The organism is Ensifer sp. LC11 (assembly GCF_001695835.1).
Taxonomy (GTDB): Bacteria; Pseudomonadota; Alphaproteobacteria; order Rhizobiales; family Rhizobiaceae; genus Ensifer.
The window spans coordinates 45,137-64,704 of the sequence record NZ_MBSO01000008.1 but is presented as its reverse complement, the minus strand read 5'-3'; the positions used below and the strand labels follow the sequence as shown (position 1 = coordinate 64,704).

The window sequence follows — 19,568 nt, the reverse complement described above, 5'->3', positions numbered from 1 at the left end:
CCTAGTTCAGCTCAACGCCGGCATCACGCATGCGCGTGACCATGGCGTGGAGCGAACCGTTGAGGTCTATACCCCGACAGGCATCGAGAATGACTGATGTCGAGAACCCCTGCGCAACCGCGTCGAGTGCCGAGAAAGCGACGCAAAAATCCGTCGCCAGGCCGCAGAGCGTCACCTTCTTGATGCCGCGATCTCTGAGATAGCCGGTAAGGCCGGTCGGGGTTCGACGGTCGTTCTCGAAGAAGGCGGAGTAGCTGTCGATCTCGGGTCGAAAGCCCTTGCGGATCACAAGCTCGGCGCGAGTCCATTCGAGCGCCGGATGGAATTGCGCACCGGCGCTGCCCTGAACGCAGTGGTCCGGCCAGAGCGTCTGCGCACCATAGGGCATCGCGATCATCTCGAATGGGGCTTTGCCCGGATGGCTGGAGGCAAAACTCGAATGGCCGGCCGGATGCCAGTCCTGCGTCAAGACGACATGCTGAAAGCGGCCGATCAGGCCGTTGATGACAGGCACGATCTCGTCACCGCCGGCCACCGCGAGCGCTCCGCCCGGGCAGAAATCGTTCTGCACATCCACGACGATCAACGCTTTATCCGCCATCACTTGACCCCTTGGCCGATCAACTTTCACCGATCACAAAAATCGATTTAAGTCCAAGATCAATCACAGAATTTGAGTGACGACAAGCCGGTTCCGCATGCTTCGCCGCGCAAGTGGCAAGACAAAAGCAAAGGGCGCCGACCTTTCGGTCGACGCCCTTTGCATCGGGCCCTTGGGCGACTAGTTGCCCAAACTGTTGATGTTGTCGGCGATCGAGAAGCCGGAATTGGCGATGCCGACCGGCTGGGCGATGAAGTTCAGGAATTTCGAGAAATCGACCGACGGATGGCGCGACGCATAAATGACGTCGCGGTTCTTGATCGGGAAGGTCTGGCCAACGATCAGGCTATCCGGCTTGCTCATGTCGAAGCGGTAGACGATCGGGTAGCGCCCCATGCCGTCGGTCTTCATGCCCTTACGCAGCATCTCGTTGAAGCGTTGCTGGCCGAGCAGGCTCATGACGACATCGGGCTCTTCGTAACGGAAGATGAAGTAGCCCTTCATGTCGAGCGTGTAATCCGAGCCGCCGCCGGCAAGGCCCATGGCTTCGAGCAGGTTCAGGTCGTTGGCGCCGAATTCAACGCGCTGGTTGGCCTTGACCGCGCCAAGGATGGTGAAGCGGCGCGGATCACGCGTCACGAAGATCTGGTCGCCAGGCTTGACGTGAATGTTTTCCGACGGGTTTTCGATAATCGACTTCAGGAGGACCGTTCCGGTCTTCTTGCCGCGCACCAGCGTGACATAGGTCTCATAGGGCTGCGCAGCCGGACCACCGGCCTTGGCGATGACTTCGTTGATCGTTTCGTCGACCAGGCTCAACGGCACCACGGACGACCTGCCGACAGCGCCGGAAACCGTGACGTTGCGCGAAGCGGTGCTCATGCTGGTGACGATAACATCAGGCTCGACCGCCTTCTGCTTCAGCGCCTCAAGGATCTCCTGGCGTGCCTGCTCCAGCGTCAGACCGGCAAAGCGGACGGGCCCCACGTAAGGAATCGCAGCCTTGCCATCCGGCTGAACGACGAGATCGATGCTCGTCTGCTTGGACTCGGCGGTCGAGAACAGCCCATCGCTGCCGGCCTCGAAGATCGAGACCTTCAGCGCGTCGCCGACGCCGATGACGACCCGGCCAACACCGCCACCGACGCCGAAACGGCGGTTCAAAGTCGAGGAGACGTAGTCTGAAACGAGACGCGCGGAGCGGCCATCCACATCGACGATATCGAAGACGGTCGCATTCTGGCGACCGATCTCGGCGCCGGACTGGCCGGCATCCTTGACGATCGCTCCCGCCAGCGGCCCCTCAGCCGGAACGGCCTGGCATCCCACGAGGGCGGAACAAAGCAGAAGGGCACTGACTCGTTTCACTACGACACTCCAAATTCAGCACAGCCATGATTTTGCTCACAGTTCTGCACCGCATCATCTCCCGACAGGGATTTCGCCGGTCTCTGAAAAGCACAATCGCCGTCCCACAACAAGTCATCCAAGGACCAAGACGGGCAAATTATTTGGACCCGCGTCTTTCTGGTCATACCTTCGATACCTTGAGCGTGGTTTGTCGCCCTGTCCGACTTGGACTGGCGTTGACAGCGTGTATATCTTCAGCCTTTGGGGTTGAAAGCTAGGGACTTTAAGTTAAAAGCTGACTAATGAGGCGGAACGAATATAACCGGGGAAAGCTCGGTAGCATGACGATTGGCGATTGCATTTCGGCTTCCGACCGGCAATTGCAGATGCAACTTTAACGGCAGTTTAGAGCGTTCGATCATACATGGCTGTTGAGATTATTGGGCGTGCATGCCTCGCCCCTGGAGCAGAATCGCCTTCGGCGTTGTTCAAACTTCTTCGTCAGGGCAAGTGCACCGTCACCAGCATTCCATCGGATCGCTGGGACGTCGCGCGATTCTGGCATCCGGTCATGGGCACGCAGGGCAAGACCTATTCCTTCGCCGCCGGCGTGCTCGACCAACTCTATGATTTCGATCCTGCCGTCTTCGGCATGTCGCAGCGCGAGGCCATGTATATGGACCCGCAGCAGCGCGTGCTGCTGCAGCTCGCCTGGCGGGCGCTTGAGGATGCCAACATCTCTTCGACGTCGCTGCACGGCGAGAATGTCGGCGTCTATATCGGCGCGTCGAGCCTCGACCACGCCAACCTGACGGTCGAAGATCCGGCTGCAGCTGGTCCCTATTTCATGACGGGCAACACCCTGTCGATCGTGTCCAACCGCATCTCGCACATCTTCGGTCTCAGCGGCCCGAGCATGACCGTCGATACGGCCTGTTCCTCCTCGCTGGTCGCACTCGATCAGGCGATGCGTGCGTTGACATCGGGCGAGATCGATACCGCCATCGTCGGCGGCGTCAACATTCTTGCTCACCCGCTGCCCTTCGTCGGCTTCGCCCAGGCGCGCATGCTGTCACCGGAGGGGCTCTGCCGCGCCTATGACAACGATGGCGCTGGCTATGTGCGCGCCGAAGGCGGCGTCGTCTTTGTCCTGCGCCGTTCCGACCGGGCGCGCCGGGAAAAGGACCGCAGCTATGCGCGCATCGTCGCGACCGGCGTGAATTCGGCCGGCCGCACCAATGGCATCTCGCTGCCGTCGCGCGAAGCACAGGCCAATCTTCTCAGGGCGATCTACGAAGGAAACGGCATCGACGCCAACCAGGTGGCCTTCGTCGAAGGTCACGGCACCGGCACCAAGGTCGGCGATCCGGCCGAGGTCTGGTCGATCGGCACGGTCATCGGCGCCAAGCGCCGCGCGCCGGTGCCGATCGGTTCGATCAAGTCCAACATCGGCCATACCGAACCGGCGTCCGGCCTCTTCGGCATGCTCAAGGCCGTAATGGCGCTCGAAAACAACTACCTGCCGGCCTCGCTGCACTTCGACACGCCCAACGAGCATATCGACTTCGATGGCCTCAACGTTCGCGTCACCGCGAACCCGATCGAGCTGCTGCGCGGCAAGCGCGCGCGCCTTGCCGGCATCAACTCCTTCGGCTTCGGCGGCGCCAATGCGCATGTCGTCATCAGCGATCCGGAACCGGCAGCCGACGAAAAGACGTCGAATCCATCCTCGTCGGGCCATGTCTTCCTGGCAAGCGCGCATACGGCCTCCAGCCTGGAATCCCTGCTCAAGGACTACAAGACGGCTTTCGCCGGCGCCTCCAAAGGCGACGTCCGCTCGATGGTCGCCGCATCGGGTGCCAACCGTACCCATATGCGCCATCGCTTCGCTGCGCGCAGCGACCAGCCTGAGGATATCGTCCGGGCGATCGCCAGCCATCTGGAAAAGCCGGGCTCCGACATCGGCGAAGTCGGCGAAGCCGTCGTCCGCGACGCCAAGGTCGCCTTCGTTTTCTCCGGCAACGGTTCGCAATGGGCCGGCATGGGCGTGGAAGCCTTCCGCGAGAACCTGCATTTCCGCCAGTGTTTCACATCGGTCAGCGCACTGTTCAAGTTCCATTCCGACATCGCGCTCACCGAGCTCTTGACCGATCCGGATCTCGACCGGAAGCTTGCGGACACGAAAATCGCGCAGCCTTTGCTCTTTGCCGTGCAAGCCGCACTCTCCGATTCGCTTGTCGCCATGGGCATCAAGCCGGTGGCGGTCTTCGGTCACTCCGTCGGTGAAATTGCCGCCGCCTACGCCGCCGGCGCGCTCTCGCTCGTCGACGCCGTTTCGATCGTCGCCAAGCGTTCGCTGCACCAGGATCTGCTTGCCGGTCACGGCACCATGGCCGCCGTCATGCTCGGGGAAGAGGCCGCGCGCGCCTTTGCCGAGGCCCGCGGCTTCAATGACCTCTGCGTCGCAGCGGTCAACGCCCATAATTCCGTGACGATTTCGGGGCCGGCCGACCAGATCTCGCTCTTCCGCGACGCCGCTCGCAAGGCGAAGATCCCGGTTCAGATCCTCGACATCAACTATCCATTCCACCACCCGATCATCGACCGGGCGAAGGATGCCTTCCTCTCCGACATTCCGGATATCGCACCGCGTCGGACGGAGCTCACCTATCTCTCGACGGTCACGGGTGCAGCACTCGAGGGCACGCAGCTCGACCCGGACTACTGGTGGAAGAACGTTCGCGAGCCGGTCCGCTTCGAGGCAGCTGCCGAAGCCGCGATCGAGATGGGTTGCCGCCTGTTCATCGAAATCTCGCCGCGCCCCATCCTGTCGTCCTACGTCAAGGAGACGATCAAGCAGGCCGCAGCCCCCGGCATGGTCGTACCAACCCTCCTGAGGGACGTTGGTGAAACCGGCCAGGATCCCATTTCTGCCGCTATGGCGCGTGCCGTCGCACACGGTGCAGTCGTCGACACGACCCGGGTCTTCGGCAAGCGCAATGCGTCGATCGCTCTGCCCAGCCTGCCATTCGAGCCCGTCGAGTTGCGCCCCGCAGCGACGACCGACGCCACCGACCTCTTCGGCCGAACAGCCAGGCCCTATCGCCTGACCGGCTGGCGCAGCGACCCGAACAGCGGCAGCTGGAAAAACCACATCGACGCCCACCTCTTCCCGGACCTTGCCGAACACATCGTCGACGGCAAGGCTATCCTGCCAGGCAGCGGCTTCATCGAAATCGCGGTGGCGGCAGCGCAACAGTTCTACGGCGCCGACGAGGTCGAGATCACCAATCTTGAGATTGTCCGGCCGCTGGAGCTGAGCGACTCGAAGATCATGGAACTGTCGACGGTGCTCTCGGCAGAGACCGGCGACATCGAGATCCGTTCACGCGAACGGCTGTCTGAAGACGATTGGGCTGTGCACGCCGTTGCCCGCTGCCGCAAGCCATTGCCGACAGCAGAGCGCGCATATCCCTCGCTCGCGGGCCTCGCGAAGACCGCAACGGTCGCACCGGCCCGCGCCTATGAGACGGCAAGGCAATTCGGTCTCGACTATGGCCCGCGCTTCCAGCTGCTGGCAAAGGCGACGGCCTATGGCGATCGATTGGTCGATGTCGAGCTGAAGTCAGCCGATGACGCCGGGCACCCGCTGGTCAGCTATGCGCTGAACCCGATCTCGGTCGACGCGACTTTCCACGGGCTGGTGGCCCTGTTCGACCGCTTCACCGGCGACAAGAGCGGCGCTCCATACATTCCCGTTCGTTTCGGTTCGGTGCGTGTCGTCAATGGCGGCCTGCCCATTGCACGCGCGATGATCGAGATCGAGCGCGTCAGCGCCAATTCCATCAAAGCCAAGTTCCACTTCTTCGGCAAGTCGGGTGAACCTATCGCCCATTTCGAGGATTGCCGCTTCCGCCGCACCTATCTGCGCAAGCACAAGACCCTCGATGCGTTGTCCTTCCACTATGAGGCAGTGCAAGCGGAAGCCACCCTGCCAGGTCTTCAGCGGCAGCTAACCCCGGTTTCGATCGCCATGCCGGCTGCCAATGAGGCTGGCGTCGACAATGCGACGTTGCTCTTCAACGCGGCCATCTATCGCGCCTGCCAGGAGATCGCCCTGAAAATGGGCAAGGGTCGCTCGATCGTCCATGGCAACAACCTGCCGGGCGACTTCGCCTTCCAATGCTTCCTGACCAGTTGCCTCTACGTGCTGGAGGATGCCGGGCTCTGCGAACACAAGGACGGCGTCTGGACGATCGCAAGAGAATTCAACCTGCCGGGCGTCCCCGAAATCCTGCGTGAACTCTACGGCGAGCGGCCGGATCGCGCCGTCGAGGCGGTGCTGATCAACAATGCCTATGCGGAAGCATTGGCGCGCCTCGACGCGCTGCAGGCCGCTGACGACGACGCTGCCATCGCAGCGAGCTTCATCAGCGATGCGACACTCGACCATCAAGCGGTTCATTCCGAGGCGAGCCGCCAACGGATGGCCTTCGTTCTCGAGGCACTCGACAAGGCGCTGGACGCGCAGCCTGCCGGCGCGCGCCTTCGCATCGTTGAACTCGGCAGCGTGTCTGCCGGTTTCACCCGGCGCCTGGCGACGCTTGCGGAAAAACATGGCGCAAGCCTGACCGTGTTCGAAGCGCGCGACAATGCCCAACGCGGCCTTGAGCTTGCCTTCGAGAACGATGCGCATGTGCGCATCCTCAAGAAGGGTGAGCTCGCAACACTTGCGCCCTTTGATCTGGTTGTCAGCGCCTCCGACGGGCTCTACAGCCTGATCGAAGACGACGTCGCAGCCCGAACGGCGCTTCGCTCCACGCTCCGCGACACCGGCGGCGTGATCGCCGCTGTCAGCGCACCGTCGCTGTTCAACGATTTCGCGCTCGGACTTTCCGAAGGCTGGTTCGCCCGCAGCCAGGCCGCGGAGTTCCCGATCGGCAGCCTTGCGGCCGTGCCGCACTGGCAGAAATGCCTCGGCGATCTCGACCTGCGCGACGTCGACATTGCCGACCTTGAATGTGCAAGCGGCAACATCATCCTGATCGAAGCCAGGGGCGCGGCAACGACCGCGGCCCTCGTCGAAGCACCGGCGGCCAGCCCTTACCTGCTGCTGCAGATCGCGGGCCGTGAGCATAGCCAGTCCGCGAGTTCAGCGATCCCCGTCGGCCTGACCGGTGATACGTCGGCGGACAAGGCAGCGCTTCTCAACGCCTTCGAGGCCCTTGGCGATCAGCCGCTGCGGGCGATCTTCCTCGCCTCGCCGACGGCGGCGTTGCGCGCAGACGATTCCGCTTCTCTGCAGACGCAAATTCTGGCTCTCGGCGCTCTCGCCGAAGCACTGCGCCAGCATCTCGGAGGGGCCGAGCCAACCGACGACAAGCGTCCCCGTCTTGTGCTTGTTGCACCCGGCGGCGCCCCGATTGCCAGCCGGATGGTTGGTTTGCCGGTTGCAAGCGATGGCGTGAATGCCGGCCTCTGGGCCTTCGCACGCGTGCTTCAGAACGAGTATGAGTTCCTCGACGTGCACGCGCTCGACATCGACGGTTCTCCGACGACGGCAAAGCAGCTGGCGGCGGCGGCGCCTCTGCTCAGCGCTGCAGGGGCCAACCGCGAATGGTTGCTTGAGGGAGACGGCGCAGCACTTTCGGAAGTCCGCGCCGTGCCCGGCCCGCTCGATAACGCGCACGCGGCAACGGTCTCTTTCAAGGCTGCGACGATCCGCCAGCGCGTCAGCTCTCAGGTCGGTAGCATCGTCTGGGAGGAAAGCGATGTTCCGTCCGCAGGTGCCGGCGACGTCGTCGTCGCGGTTGCCGCCACCGGTCTCAACTTCCGCGATGTGATGTGGGCGATGGGTCTTCTGCCCGAAGAGGCGCTCGAAGACGGCTTCGCAGGCGCGACGATCGGCATGGAGCTTTCGGGCCACGTCGTTGCCGTCGGCGAAGGCGTCGATGACCTCGCCGTCGGCGACGCTGTCATGGCGATCGCGTCCTCCGCTTTCTCCACTCACGCCGTCGTCTCGCGTGCCGGCGTTGCCAGGCTGCCGCAATCGGTCAGCCCGGTCGCGGCCGCAACGGTCCCGGTTGCCTTCCTGACCGCCTACTACGCCATGGTGGAGCTCGGTCGCATCCAGCCGGATGAGACGATCCTCATCCACGGCGCCGCCGGCGGCGTCGGCTTGGCTGCGCTGCAGGTTGCCAAGCTGAAGGGCGCCAAGGTCATCGCCACGGCAGGCACGCGCGAGAAGCGCCGCTTCCTGTCGATGCTCGGTGCCGATCATGTCTTCGATTCCCGCTCGCTCGGCTTCGTTAACGACGTTCGCGCCGTGACGGACGGAGAAGGCGTCGACCTCGTCCTCAACTCGCTCTTTGCGGAAGCGATGGAGCAGAGCCTGGCGCTGGTGAAGCCCTTTGGCCGCTTCCTTGAACTCGGCAAGCGCGACTACTATGCCGACAGCAAGATCGGGCTCCGGCCTTTCCGCCGCAATGTCAGCTATTTCGGCATCGACGCCGACCAGCTGCTGGTCAATCAGCCGAAGCTCACCAAGCGGATCTTCACCGAAATCGGCGCGCTGTTCGAGGAAGGCAAGCTCACGCCGCTTCCCTACCGCGCCTTCGACTTCGACGAGATCGGCAACGCCTTCCGTCTGATGCAGAATGCCGGGCATATCGGCAAGATCGTCGTCCTGCCGCCGGTTGCCGGCAGGCACCGCGTCGCCACGCGGCCGCATGAGGGCATGAAGGTCGATCCGAACGGCATGCATCTCGTTGTCGGTGGCATCGGTGGCTTCGGTCTTGCCGCTGCCAATTGGCTGGTGGAGAAGGGTGCAAAGACGATCGCGCTCTGCTCGCGCCGCGGCCAGGCCGATGCCGAGACGACGGCTATGATTGAAGTCTGGGCCAAGGCCGGCGTGTCGGCCACGGTCCACGCCTGCGACGTCACCGATCCCCAGGCGACCGAGCGGCTGCTCAGGGAATTGCGCGCGATCGCGCCGCTTCGCTCGGTGGTGCACGCCGCGATGGTGCTCGACGACGCGCTGATCAGCAACCTCAACCGCGAGCGCAACCGCCCGGTCATCGACACCAAGGCCAAGGGCGCGGCCGTTCTCGATCAGCTGACCGGTGACGACAAGCTCGACAATTTCATCCTGTTCTCGTCGGCAACGACGCTCGTCGGCAATCCGGGGCAGGCAAACTACGTTGCCGCCAACGGCTATCTCGAAGGTCTCGCCCGCGCCCGGCGCACCCGGGGCCTGGCGGGCCTTGCCGTCGGTTTCGGCGCAATCGCCGACAAGGGCTATCTGGTCCAGAACACCGATGTGAATGACCTGCTTGCCAAGCGCATCGGCAAGACGGCGCTGAAGGCGCAGACGGCGCTCGACATGGTCGAAAGCCACCTGGCCTTCGATCCGGGCACCGTCGATGCCGCCGTGGTCATGATCTCGGAGATCGACTGGTCGGCCGCGCGCAACCTGCCGGTTGCCCGCAACGCCCTCTTCGAAGTCATCCTGCGCAGCGCCGATCAGCACTCGACGGGCGGCGAAGGCACCAAGATGGACCTCGTCGCGATGATCGAGGGCAAGTCGTCACAGGAAGCCGAGGACATTCTCTTCGACCTCGTGGCCGGCGAAATCGCCGCGATCCTGCGCGTGTCGAAGGATACCGTCACACGAGCCAAGGTGCTGAAGGAAATCGGCCTCGACAGCCTGATGGCGGTCGAGCTCGGCATGAGCTTCCAGCAGAACACCGGCTTCGACATGCCGCTCAGCGGGGTTGCGGACAACACGACGGTTGGCGATGTCGCCCGCAAGCTCTATGAAAAGGTCAGCAAGCGCGACCAGAGCGACGACGCCGAGCCCGCCGACGACAAGATCGTCAACGAACTCGCACAGCGGCACGTCGGAACGGCGAAGGAAAAAGCACAGAGCCAATGAGCACGAACGGAAACGGTCCAGGCGCATCCAAGATGACCAGCAGCCTCAAGGAGAACCTGCTGGACCGGATGAGAAACACGCATCAATCCTCCGAGCGCAACCGCATGGCGCGCTCGGAACGGGAGATGCCGCCGCCGGCACGCCGGCAACAGGCGCGTTTCGAAGACCTGCCGGAATACAAGCAGGTCATGACCCAGAAGTTCGCAAGCGAGCAGCTCGGTATTGCCAATCCGTTTTATCGTGCGCACCAGACCGCGGCCGGGGCGACGACCGTCATCGACGGCCGCAAGCTCATCAACTTCGCCTCCTACGATTACCTCGGCCTGAACCGCCACGCCGAGGTGCTGGCCAAGGCGCGCGACACCATCGGCACCTTCGGTATCTCCGCCTCGGCGAGCCGCCTTGTCGCCGGCGAGCGTCCGGTGCATGTGGCGCTTGAAGACAAGATCGCCGGTTTCTATGGTGTCGATGCCGCAGTCTGCTTCGTCAGCGGCTACCTCACCAATGTTGCCGCCATCAGCTGCCTGATGGGGCCGAAGGATCTCGTCGTCCACGACGAGTTCATCCACAACAGCGCGCTTGCCGGCGTCAAGCTCTCGGGAGCGACGCGGCGCCTGTTCAAGCACAACGACGTCGCTGACCTCGAGCACGTGCTGCGCACGGTTGCCGGTGATTACCGCCGCATCATGGTGATCGTCGAGGGCATCTACTCCATGGACGGCGACGTCGCCGATCTGCCGGCTCTTTTGAAGCTCCGTGCCGAATACGGTTTCTGGCTGATGGTCGACGAGGCGCATTCGCTCGGCGTTCTCGGCAAGACCGGCCGCGGCCTTGCCGAACATTTCGGCGTCGATCCGCGCGAAATCGACATCTGGATGGGTACGCTGTCGAAGACCACGTCGAGCTGCGGCGGCTACATCGCCGGCAGCGAAGCACTGGTCGAGGTGCTGAAGGCCTCTGCCGGCGGTTTCGTCTACAGTGTCGGCCTCGCGCCCGTGCTGGCGGCCGCTGCGACCGCGAGCCTGGACGTGCTGGAACGCGAGCCGGCGCGGACAGCGGCACTGCGCCGCAACGGCGCCCTCTTCCTGAAGCTTGCCAAGGAAGCGGGGCTCGACACGGGCCTCTCAAGCGGCTTTTCCGTCGTTCCGGTTCTCGTCGGCGATTCCCTGCGCGCCGTTCAGCTTTCGAATGACCTGCTCGCTGCGGGGGTCAATGCGCTGCCAATCATCCACCCGGCGGTTCCAGAGGGGCTTGCGCGCCTGCGCTTCTTCATCACCAGCGACCACACGGAAGAACAGATCCGCCGCACCGTAACGCTCACAGCCGAACGGCTGACGGACCTTACCGAGCGCAACTTCGGGCTTGGCGGCATTGACATCGACCAGATGATGAAGGCGCTTTCGGCGCGCTAGGCCGAACCCGCATAGCCGCCGGACATGCCGGAGCGCTTCCAGCAAGCAACGAACCATGGAAGGGCTCTATCTTTTCACGCAATTCCGGACGAAAGCTGCTTCGCGCTTTTCCTGGAATTGCTCGAGAGCGGAAAGTCAGCATGACGCATGTGATCATCACCGGTGGATCGAGCGGTATCGGACATGCCGTCGCTTCGATTTACGTGGCGCGCGGCGCACGCGTCTCGCTGATCGCGCGCTCGCGCGATCACCTGGCGCACGCGCAAACAGACCTCGCTGCCTCCAAGGGAATGAGCGTCGACAACATCAGGATCGAGGCGGCGGATGTCGCTCGGGAGAGTGAAGTCGCTGCAGCCATACGGCGGTGCGAGACCGCCTTCGGACCCTGCGACATCCTGGTGGCTTCCGCAGGCATCGTCGAGCCGGGCCGTTTCGAGGAGCTCGACAGCGCCGCATTCCAGCGGCAGATGGAAACCAATTTTTCCGGCACGGTGCATGCGGTGCGGGCGGTCTATGACGGCATGAAGCGGCGCGGCCGCGGCAGGATCATGATGATTTCCTCCGGCGCCGGTCTTATCGGCATCTATGGCTATTCGGCCTATAGCGCCTCCAAATTCGCCCTGCATGGCTTTGCCCAGGCGCTCCGCTCGGAAGCGCGGCCGCACGGTGTCGGCGTCTCGGTTTGTTTTCCGCCCGATACCGAGACACCGCAGCTCCGCCACGAACTCGCAACCCGCCCGCCGGAAGCAGCCAGGATCATGGGCACCGTCCGGCCCTGGCCGGCAGATGCGGTGGCGAAGCAGATTGTCAGAGGCATCGACCGGGGTCCGTTCGAAGTCTATTTCGGCCTGACGCTTTACCTGCTCGGCCGTTTCGGACCGGCCGTCCGCCCGCTTCTCAACTGGTGGTTCGACAGGGCCATCGTTGAGGATGCCCCGCCCGCCGAGCATAACCGTGGAGTGTCGGAGCGACAAACCTGACGGCGCTTGTACCTGTGAGCGATAGGATTTAAGTGTCGAGCGGATGCTGTGCCGCATGAAGCGGCGTCGGCCGGCATGAAGACATGAAGGTTTCCGCTTGGCGTTGCTTCCGTTTCAACTGCATGACTACCCGATAACACTCACGCTCTGTTGTTATCTGCTGTCCTGTGCGGTGATTTTCTTCACAGACCGTTTTGCTCTGCCGAAGCGAGAGCGGCGCGCCAATCCGTCGCCCTTCGGGCGGACGCAGGACGTGATCGATGTGTTTGCCCGCCTGCCGGTCATCGCGCTGGTCTTTGCCGGCTTCTTCGCCGGTTCCTGGCGGCCGCTCTATGCGGCTGCCGGCACGATGAGCTTCTTCATCATCTTCACGGGCATCTCCCGCGCCAAGTTCAAGTTCATCCGTGAGCCGCTGATCTTTTCCGACATCGCGCTCGTCGTCGACGTGTTCAAGTACAAGACGATCTTCTACGCGAGCTCATTGAACGTCGTCTTCTGGACCGTCGCGTTCCTCTACGTGTTCGGCGTTTCCGGCCTCTATATGTATTTCGAGCCGGCCATTCTGCCCGACCGGGGCAAGGCCTTCTGGATCCTCGTGATGCTTGGCATCGCCTACGGACCGTGGCTCCTGCTCTTTTACGGCCCGGTGAACCGCCCGACCGCAGCACTGGTGCAGCGGCTGCTCAAGGTGCTCGACGTCAAGATGAACACGGTGCGCTTCGGCACCTTCGGTTCGGTCGTCTTCCGCTTCATCGTCTGGCTCGGGGTTCGGCGCGAGAAGATCGTCGCGGAACTCTCGGAAATCGTCAGAGCCGCCGTGCAGGATCTGATTGGCGACGATGGCTCGCCGCTGATCGTCGTCTGGCAATCGGAATCCTTCATCGACATGCGGCATTTCGGCGTCGATACGCTGAAGCTGCCGACGCTGGACCGGCTGCGGCGCGAGGCGGTGCAGTGGGGCCGGCTCAGCAGCGTATTTGAGGGCGGCTACACGCTGCGCACCGAATTCGCCGTCATCAGCGGCCTGGTGCCAGACGACATTCATGTCGACGCCAGCTACCCGTACCTGCGCGCCTCACACTATGCCGACGTCGTCTGGCCGGGAAAAATGAAGCGTGCCGGCTGGAACACCCACTTCATCCACCCCTATGACCGGACCTTCTTCCTTCGGCACAAGGCGATGCCGCAGCTCGGCTTTTCCAAGCTGACGATGCTCGATGGCTTCGATCACCGCCCCGAGAGAGACGGGCCCTATGTCTCCGACGAGAAACTCGCGGCGAAGGTGATCGACGCATGCGAGAAGCTGCCGGAGGATGAAAGCGGTTTCATCTTCGTCGCGTCCATGGCCAATCACGGCCCGTGGGAGCCGGGCCGTGTCGGTGATCTCGCCAATCCCATCGACATCTATCTCGCCATTCTCGCGCAGTCGGACGCAGCGCTGAACACATTGAGCGAACACCTCGACAAACTCGACCGTCCGGTCTGGCTTGTCTTTTACGGCGATCATGCGCCGCTGCTGAAGTCCTTCGCCGATCCCTTCCCGGATCCGCGCACGGACTATCTGATCGTGCCGCTCGCCAAGGCAAAACGGTCGTCGCACAAACCCGCGGAGCCGAGCAACGTTGAAGCCTGGAACCTGATCGAGGCGCTTCTCAACCACGCGAACCTTAGAAAGGATACGCTGCGGTAGCGGCGGTCGACGGATGGAGAACGCTTCGATGACATCGGCCGGCGCGGTCGGTCGGCCAAGGCAGCGGGTATTCCTGTTCCTGCAAGGCCCGTCCTCGCCGATCTTCCGCAAGATCGCCGACCGACTGGAGGCCCTTGGCCACCGCTGCCTGAGGATCAACCTGAATGCCGGCGACCAGATCTTCTGGCGGCGCAAAGGCGGCTTCAACTATCGCGGCACGGCGACGGCCTGGCCCGGCTATCTTGAGACTTTCATAGCAGAGCACGGCGTCACCGACATGCTGCTGCTCGGCGAGGAACGTCCCTATCATCGGGCCGCAAGCGCGGTCGCCCGGCGCGCGGGCGTGAGCGTCGCCATTATCGAGATGGGCTATCTTCGGCCGGACTGGCTGACTCTCGAGCGCAACGGCATGTCGTCGAACTCGCATTTTCCGATCGACGCCGGACAGATCCTTTCAGCCGCTTCGAACCTGCCGGAGCCGGACTGGCGCAAGCGTTACAGCCAGACGTTCCTGGCGGATGCGAGCTACGACCTGCTCTACAATCTGCCGAACGTCTTCTTCTGGTTCCTGTTTCCGCACTATCGCCGCCACGCGATCTTCCACCCGCTTGCCGAATATGCCGGCTGGGTGCGCCGACTTCTTTCTGAAAAGCGGCGCTCGGCGGAAGCCGAGGCGACCGTCGCCAGGCTGCTTTCTGAGGACGCACCCTATTTCGTCTATCCGCTTCAACTCGAAACCGACTTTCAGCTGCGAGCGCATTCGCCGTTCCATAGCCAGAAGGATGCCATCGCTGAAGTCCTCACTTCCTTTTCAGCCTTTGCAACGCCCGATGCGCGCATCGTCTTCAAGGTGCATCCGCTCGACAACGACCTGATTGCCTGGCGCAAGTTCATCGACGCGAAGGCGGCGGCGCTGGGGTTGAGCGGCCGTGTCTTCTACTTGGACGGCGGCAACCTCGACACGCTTGGCGAGGCGAGCGCAGGCATGATCACGGTGAATTCGACGGCCGGCTTGCATGCGCTCAAGCAGGGACGGCCGGTCAAGGTGCTCGGCACCGCCGTGTTCGATATCGCCGGATTGACCGACCAACAGCCGCTCGAAATCTTCTGGCGGGCGCCGCAGGCGCCGGAACCGAACCTGGCAAACGCGATGTTCCGTCTGCTCGCTGCCTCTATCCAGGTGCGCGGCAACTTCTATTCTCGCGCCGGAACCGATGCCGGCGCCGAAGCGATCGCCAAACGGCTGAACGAGAACAGCCTCAATGAACCCGGCGCCTTCGTCGATCCGCCGCCGCGCCGCAAGCCGGAAAAACGGGCCAGGGTCGCCTCGCTCCCATAACGGCTTTAGATGTCGGCTGTCGACCTAACGCGGCGCAAGCGCCGCGGCGGTAGCGGCGGCCAGCATCAGCCCTGCCGCCGCCAAAGGCAGCGCGGAAAATGAGGTCTCGGCATAGGCTGCACCGAAGCCGATCGTGCCGGCAAAGAGCGAGAGATAGGTGACGCCGCTGTTGAGCCCCATGATTGCGCCGCGTTTGGCGGGATCGAGCCCGGTTAGCCGCATGATGAGCACGTTGAGGCCGAAATGGTTGGCAAGCCCCCAGAAGAAGACAACGACCAGCATGGCAGAGTAGGAACCGCTCGCTGTCGCCATCGCGCCATAGACGCCGGCCACGGCAAGGAAGATCAGCGGCAATAGCCTGCCGGCGCCAAAGCGATCGATCAACCGATCGAGCAAGGCAGCGGCACCGAAGCCGAAACCATAGGAAACGGCGACGAGTCCATTGGCGCTGACGGGCAGGCCAAGTGCGGAATGCAGGTGCTCGCCGATATAGGCATAGACACCGTAAAAAGCGGCCATGAAGGCGGCGCAGGCAACCAGAAGCGGAGCAACGCCACGCACGCCCAGCGCCGCAAGCGGCGAAGTCGCCTTGCCCGCCTGTCCTTCCCGCACCGGTGCCAGCCGGACGGCGGCACATGCGACCAGTGTTGCGGCGGCGACGATAACGTAGACGGCACGCCAACCGGCGAGATCGGCAACCGCCGCCGACAAGGGCACGCCTGCCACCATGCTGAGCGTCCAGCCGGTCAGCACCAGGCCGATGGTCTCGCTCTCGCGGCCGGCCGGTGCGATGACAGAAGCCAGCGTATAGATTGAAGGAAGCGCTATGCCTGCGGCAAGGCCCACGACAAGCTGGGCTGCGACGAGGAACAGCAGCGTTGGCGCAGCCGCACTGCCGGCGAGCCCGGCCGCCAGAAGCAGCAAGGCCACAGCCAACATGCGACGCGGCCCATGGCGGTCGATAAGCCAGCCAAGAAAGACGGCGCTGACCGCGGTGCCAAGACCAAAGGCGGCCGAAGCAGTCATCACCGACGGAACGCCCGTGCCGAGGCTTCCTGCCACTTCCGGCGCGATCGGCCCAAGCGCCAGTGAATTGGAGCCGATGACGCCGATGCAGCCGGTCAGCAGATAGGCGAAAGGCGGTATCCGCTCCTTGGCGATCGAAACGCGTGAAATTGATTGATTGAGGTTCGTCATTCCCTCATGATCTCAGAATGACATTCAGCCACAAGAGGAAATCTCGGAATGGACCAAAATACAGATGACGTTCGGCGGAAGCGCCCGTCGGAGCGCGACCTCGACGCGATGGACCGAAAACTATTAAGCGTGCTGGTCGAGGATGCGACCACGAGCTATGCCGAACTCGGCGAGCGTGTCGGGCTTTCGCCGCCAGCGGCGCACGAGCGCGTGAAGCGGCTGAGGCGATCCGGAGCGATCCGCCGCGTGTCGGCCCTGATCGACCCGGAGGCACTTGGCAAGACACTGCTCGCCTTCGTCCATGTCGACACGACCGGCTGGGGCAAGACACAGGCGCTGCTGGCCATCGAAGAATGCCCTGAAGTGGAGGAGATCCACTCGGTCGCCGGCGATACCTGCATGTTGCTCAAGGTCCGCACTGAAAGCACCCATGCACTCGAAGGGCTGCTGGCGCGTCTCTACGACACGCCCGGCGTCAAGGCGACACGCAGCTATGTGGTGCTTTCGACCTATCTGGAACGACCGGTGCAGCCGGGCACGACGAGCGACTGGCCCGCCGTGGTGAAGGGTTAGGCTGCTTTCGCCAGACGACCTGGCCTGCTGCGCTCAGACCACGCCGGCACGCAGCAGGTCGTGGATATGCAGGATGCTGACGGGCGCTCCGCTATCGTCGACGACGAACAGCACCGTGACCTTGTGCTGCTGCATGAATTCCATGGCGCCGCTCGCCAGCACGTCGCCGCGGATCACGCGCGGACTGCGCGACATCACCGCTTCGACCGGCTGCAAGAGCAGGTCACCCGACATGTGCCGACGCAGGTCACCGTCGGTGATCACACCGACGAGCTTGCCGTTGTCCTCGACGATACCAACGACACCGAAGCCCTTCGACGACATTTCGATCAGAGCTTCGCTCATCGGACGCCCCACGCTGAGCAGCGGCATCTGCGTGCCCTCGTGCGCCAGTTCACGCACCAGGCGCAACTGCGCGCCGAGCTTGCCACCCGGATGGAAGGTCTTGAAATCCTCGGCGGAGAAGCCGCGCCGCTCCAGAAGCGCGATCGCCAGGGCATCGCCGACGGCGAGCTGCAGCATCGCCGATGTGGTTGGTGCGAGGCCGTGCGGACAGGCCTCCGGCACCCTTGGCAGCACGATCGGCACTTCGGAGTTTCGCGCCAGCACACTGTCGCGGTTCGCGCAGATCGATACGATCGGAACGTTGAAGCGCTTGGCATAGGTGAGCATGTTGGCGAGCTCGGCCGTTTCACCCGACCAGGAAAGCAGGATGAGGACATCCTGCGAGGTGACCATGCCAAGGTCGCCATGGCTCGCTTCGGTCGGATGCACGAAGTAGGCGGACGTGCCGGTTGAAGCCAGGGTCGCAGCGATCTTGCGGCCGATATGACCGCTCTTGCCGACGCCGGAGACGACGACGCGCCCCTGGCTTTCGCCGATCAGTTCGACGGCATCTACGACGCTGCGGGCAAATGCTTCGTCGGAGCCGAGGTGATCTACCAGAGCCTTGATGCCGACCATCGCGGTCGTCAGCGTCCGGCCGATCGACTCCAAAGCCGCAACTGCAGTGCGCTCATCCGCCGATGCATGTCTCAAACCCATGATGCCCCCAATCCTGCGAAGACGTTGCTGCCGGCCGCAATTGATGCCTGCCAGACCATTGAGGGCAGATAGGCGCTTTTTCTGGGCAAACCAAGCCTTAGAAGCAGGTTCCGGGGGAAAACTGGCGCAAAGGGGGACGTTTTTCGTCAGCCTACCCGTTTTTCTTCCACCGTTTCGAGCGGCATCGACTTGTCGGCGGCGAATTCCTCGAGCGTCATGGAATCGAGGATCGCGGCAACGGCATCGCGCACCGTGGTCATCGACACCCGCACCTGACAGGTCTCGGGGTCGTTGCAGTCTTCACAGACCTCATAGGCGGTGCGGCTGGCACAGCGGATCGGGGCCAGCGGCCCGTCCAGCGTGCGGATCACATGGCCGATGCGAATTTCAGACGCGGGACGCGACAGCGAATAGCCGCCGCCAGGCCCCTTTTTCGAACGCAGCATGCCGGCATTGCGCAATTCGAGCAGGATCGTATCGAGAAACTTCTTCGGGATATTGTTGCGCTGGGCGATCTCGGTGATGAAGGCGGTCTCTCCCGGCCCCAGCCGCGCAAGATCGACCAACGCCTTCAGTCCGTATTTTCCCTTCTTCGTCAGCATTCCGGCACGCTTTCCCTGCGGCGGCGCCCAGAAAACGGGAATCGTCCGCGCAAATGCAAATATAGCTTGGCATAGCACAAGAAACGTACTGCCAACATATATTTATAGTGGGGAATTGACCGAGGCCGTGGCGATCATTTCAGCGACCGACGCAATACCGTGAGGTCGGGAAGCAACAGGGCGGCGGCGGCAGGAAAGCCGCCCACGGCTTTCCTCGCTGGTCCCGCCAATTGCCCTCAGGCGGCCGCGCTATGGCCCTGCCGCCGCGCCTGGACTGCCTGATGGGCCAGCAATTGGCGGATTGCGGCGCGCGCCTCATCGGCCGAACCGAAGCGCTTCGCGTCCAGATCCCAGACGTGATACTTCACGGCGAGGAACTTGAACCGATCTTCATCCGGGACAACAACACCGACGGCTTCGCCGCCAAATTCGATAACCTGCTTGCTCATGCAAATAACGCTCCTTCCACGCCGGGGGCGCGGAGACTTTCAATTTCGGCAAAAGATAAACTTCGAGGGATTCGATGGTCACATTCGGCAGAGATTGCGAATGAGCCGTTTTTTCTCTGTTGCGCGACAAAGGAGACGCGTGCCGAAGAAGGCGGCGGTCGAGACGTTTCCGAACATGTCACTCTCCTTTGGCTGGCCCGGCATCAGCATGCCGGAGCGTTTGATGAACAACCGTGAGGCGGACTCCCCGCATCACGTATTTTGCAAACTAGAATAATCTACCAATTACGTCAATTAAAAAGATGAAGACGCAGAAAAAAATTCTTCACCCTTCAAACTTTAGGGGGAGTAGACGCAATATCCATTCTCCCGCCCCGGAACCGGTGACCTTCGCTATC

At 62.9% G+C, this 19,568-nt stretch carries 13 protein-coding genes; 7 read left to right on the top strand and 6 right to left on the bottom strand.

Features of this window, described 5'->3' with window-relative positions:
- Position 1: 1 nt before the first annotated feature.
- Both pncA and BBX50_RS05925 read right to left on the bottom strand, forming a co-directional pair.
- Complete coding sequence (gene pncA / locus BBX50_RS05930) at positions 2–601, bottom strand: bifunctional nicotinamidase/pyrazinamidase (protein WP_065774398.1); 600 nt, start codon at positions 599–601, stop codon at positions 2–4.
- A gap of 180 nt (positions 602–781) precedes the next feature.
- Complete coding sequence (locus tag BBX50_RS05925; protein ID WP_065774397.1) at positions 782–1,969, bottom strand: polysaccharide biosynthesis/export family protein; 1,188 nt, start codon at positions 1,967–1,969, stop codon at positions 782–784.
- Positions 1,970–2,375: 406 nt separating this feature from the next.
- Here BBX50_RS05925 and BBX50_RS05920 point away from each other — a divergent pair, with 406 nt between their 5' ends.
- From BBX50_RS05920 to BBX50_RS05900, 5 genes are all read left to right on the top strand, one after another.
- On the top strand, positions 2,376–9,884 hold the full coding sequence (locus BBX50_RS05920; protein WP_065774396.1) for a type I polyketide synthase: 7,509 nt from the start codon (positions 2,376–2,378) through the stop codon (positions 9,882–9,884).
- Complete coding sequence (locus tag BBX50_RS05915) at positions 9,881–11,296, top strand: aminotransferase class I/II-fold pyridoxal phosphate-dependent enzyme (protein ID WP_065774395.1); 1,416 nt, start codon at positions 9,881–9,883, stop codon at positions 11,294–11,296. Before BBX50_RS05920 ends, BBX50_RS05915 begins: the two co-directional genes overlap by 4 nt.
- A gap of 140 nt (positions 11,297–11,436) precedes the next feature.
- Entirely contained in the window at positions 11,437–12,276 is an 840-nt protein-coding gene (locus BBX50_RS05910) for an SDR family oxidoreductase (protein ID WP_065774394.1), read from the top strand.
- A 97-nt stretch (positions 12,277–12,373) separates the two neighbouring features.
- The gene (locus BBX50_RS05905) at positions 12,374–13,966 is read left to right on the top strand and encodes an LTA synthase family protein (protein ID WP_065774393.1); all 1,593 of its coding nucleotides are present in this window, start codon (positions 12,374–12,376) and stop codon (positions 13,964–13,966) included.
- 28 nt (positions 13,967–13,994) lie between these two features.
- A complete protein-coding gene (locus BBX50_RS05900) occupies positions 13,995–15,305 on the top strand; it encodes a capsule biosynthesis protein (RefSeq protein ID WP_065774503.1) in 1,311 nt (436 codons plus the stop codon).
- 24 nt (positions 15,306–15,329) lie between these two features.
- On the opposite strand, the gene BBX50_RS05895 is transcribed toward BBX50_RS05900, so the two are convergent.
- Positions 15,330–16,502: an MFS transporter gene (locus BBX50_RS05895; RefSeq protein ID WP_065774392.1), complete on the bottom strand. Its 1,173-nt coding sequence runs from the start codon at positions 16,500–16,502 to the stop codon at positions 15,330–15,332.
- 48 nt (positions 16,503–16,550) lie between these two features.
- On the opposite strand from BBX50_RS05895, the gene BBX50_RS05890 reads away from it, so the two are divergent.
- A complete protein-coding gene (locus BBX50_RS05890; RefSeq protein ID WP_065774391.1) occupies positions 16,551–17,075 on the top strand; it encodes an Lrp/AsnC family transcriptional regulator in 525 nt (174 codons plus the stop codon).
- Between the two features lie 33 nt (positions 17,076–17,108).
- Here BBX50_RS05890 and BBX50_RS05885 read toward each other — a convergent pair whose 3' ends face one another.
- From BBX50_RS05885 to BBX50_RS05875, 3 genes are all read right to left on the bottom strand, one after another.
- The gene (locus tag BBX50_RS05885; RefSeq protein WP_065774390.1) at positions 17,109–18,119 is read right to left on the bottom strand and encodes a KpsF/GutQ family sugar-phosphate isomerase; all 1,011 of its coding nucleotides are present in this window, start codon (positions 18,117–18,119) and stop codon (positions 17,109–17,111) included.
- Positions 18,120–18,265: 146 nt separating this feature from the next.
- On the bottom strand, positions 18,266–18,721 hold the full coding sequence (locus tag BBX50_RS05880; RefSeq protein ID WP_065774389.1) for an Rrf2 family transcriptional regulator: 456 nt from the start codon (positions 18,719–18,721) through the stop codon (positions 18,266–18,268).
- Between the two features lie 236 nt (positions 18,722–18,957).
- A complete protein-coding gene (locus tag BBX50_RS05875) occupies positions 18,958–19,170 on the bottom strand; it encodes a hypothetical protein (RefSeq protein WP_065774388.1) in 213 nt (70 codons plus the stop codon).
- Positions 19,171–19,270: 100 nt separating this feature from the next.
- Between BBX50_RS05875 and BBX50_RS30205 the strand changes: the two genes are divergently transcribed.
- Positions 19,271–19,447: a hypothetical protein gene (locus BBX50_RS30205; RefSeq protein WP_161952196.1), complete on the top strand. Its 177-nt coding sequence runs from the start codon at positions 19,271–19,273 to the stop codon at positions 19,445–19,447.
- Positions 19,448–19,568 lie beyond the last annotated feature (121 nt).

What these genes read in the sequence shown, in the direction of transcription:
- pncA (WP_065774398.1), bottom strand. Translation starts at nt 601, where the DNA reads ATGGCGGATAAAGCGTTGATCGTCGTGGATGTGCAGAACGATTTCTGC.
- BBX50_RS05920 (WP_065774396.1), top strand. Translation starts at nt 2,376, where the DNA reads ATGGCTGTTGAGATTATTGGGCGTGCATGCCTCGCCCCTGGAGCAGAA.
- BBX50_RS05915 (WP_065774395.1), top strand. Translation starts at nt 9,881, where the DNA reads ATGAGCACGAACGGAAACGGTCCAGGCGCATCCAAGATGACCAGCAGC.
- BBX50_RS05910 (WP_065774394.1), top strand. Translation starts at nt 11,437, where the DNA reads ATGACGCATGTGATCATCACCGGTGGATCGAGCGGTATCGGACATGCC.
- BBX50_RS05900 (WP_065774503.1), top strand. Translation starts at nt 13,995, where the DNA reads ATGACATCGGCCGGCGCGGTCGGTCGGCCAAGGCAGCGGGTATTCCTG.
- BBX50_RS05895 (WP_065774392.1), bottom strand. Translation starts at nt 16,502, where the DNA reads ATGACGAACCTCAATCAATCAATTTCACGCGTTTCGATCGCCAAGGAG.
- BBX50_RS05890 (WP_065774391.1), top strand. Translation starts at nt 16,551, where the DNA reads ATGGACCAAAATACAGATGACGTTCGGCGGAAGCGCCCGTCGGAGCGC.
- BBX50_RS05885 (WP_065774390.1), bottom strand. Translation starts at nt 18,119, where the DNA reads ATGGGTTTGAGACATGCATCGGCGGATGAGCGCACTGCAGTTGCGGCT.
- BBX50_RS05880 (WP_065774389.1), bottom strand. Translation starts at nt 18,721, where the DNA reads ATGCTGACGAAGAAGGGAAAATACGGACTGAAGGCGTTGGTCGATCTT.
- BBX50_RS05875 (WP_065774388.1), bottom strand. Translation starts at nt 19,170, where the DNA reads ATGAGCAAGCAGGTTATCGAATTTGGCGGCGAAGCCGTCGGTGTTGTT.
- BBX50_RS30205 (WP_161952196.1), top strand. Translation starts at nt 19,271, where the DNA reads ATGAGCCGTTTTTTCTCTGTTGCGCGACAAAGGAGACGCGTGCCGAAG.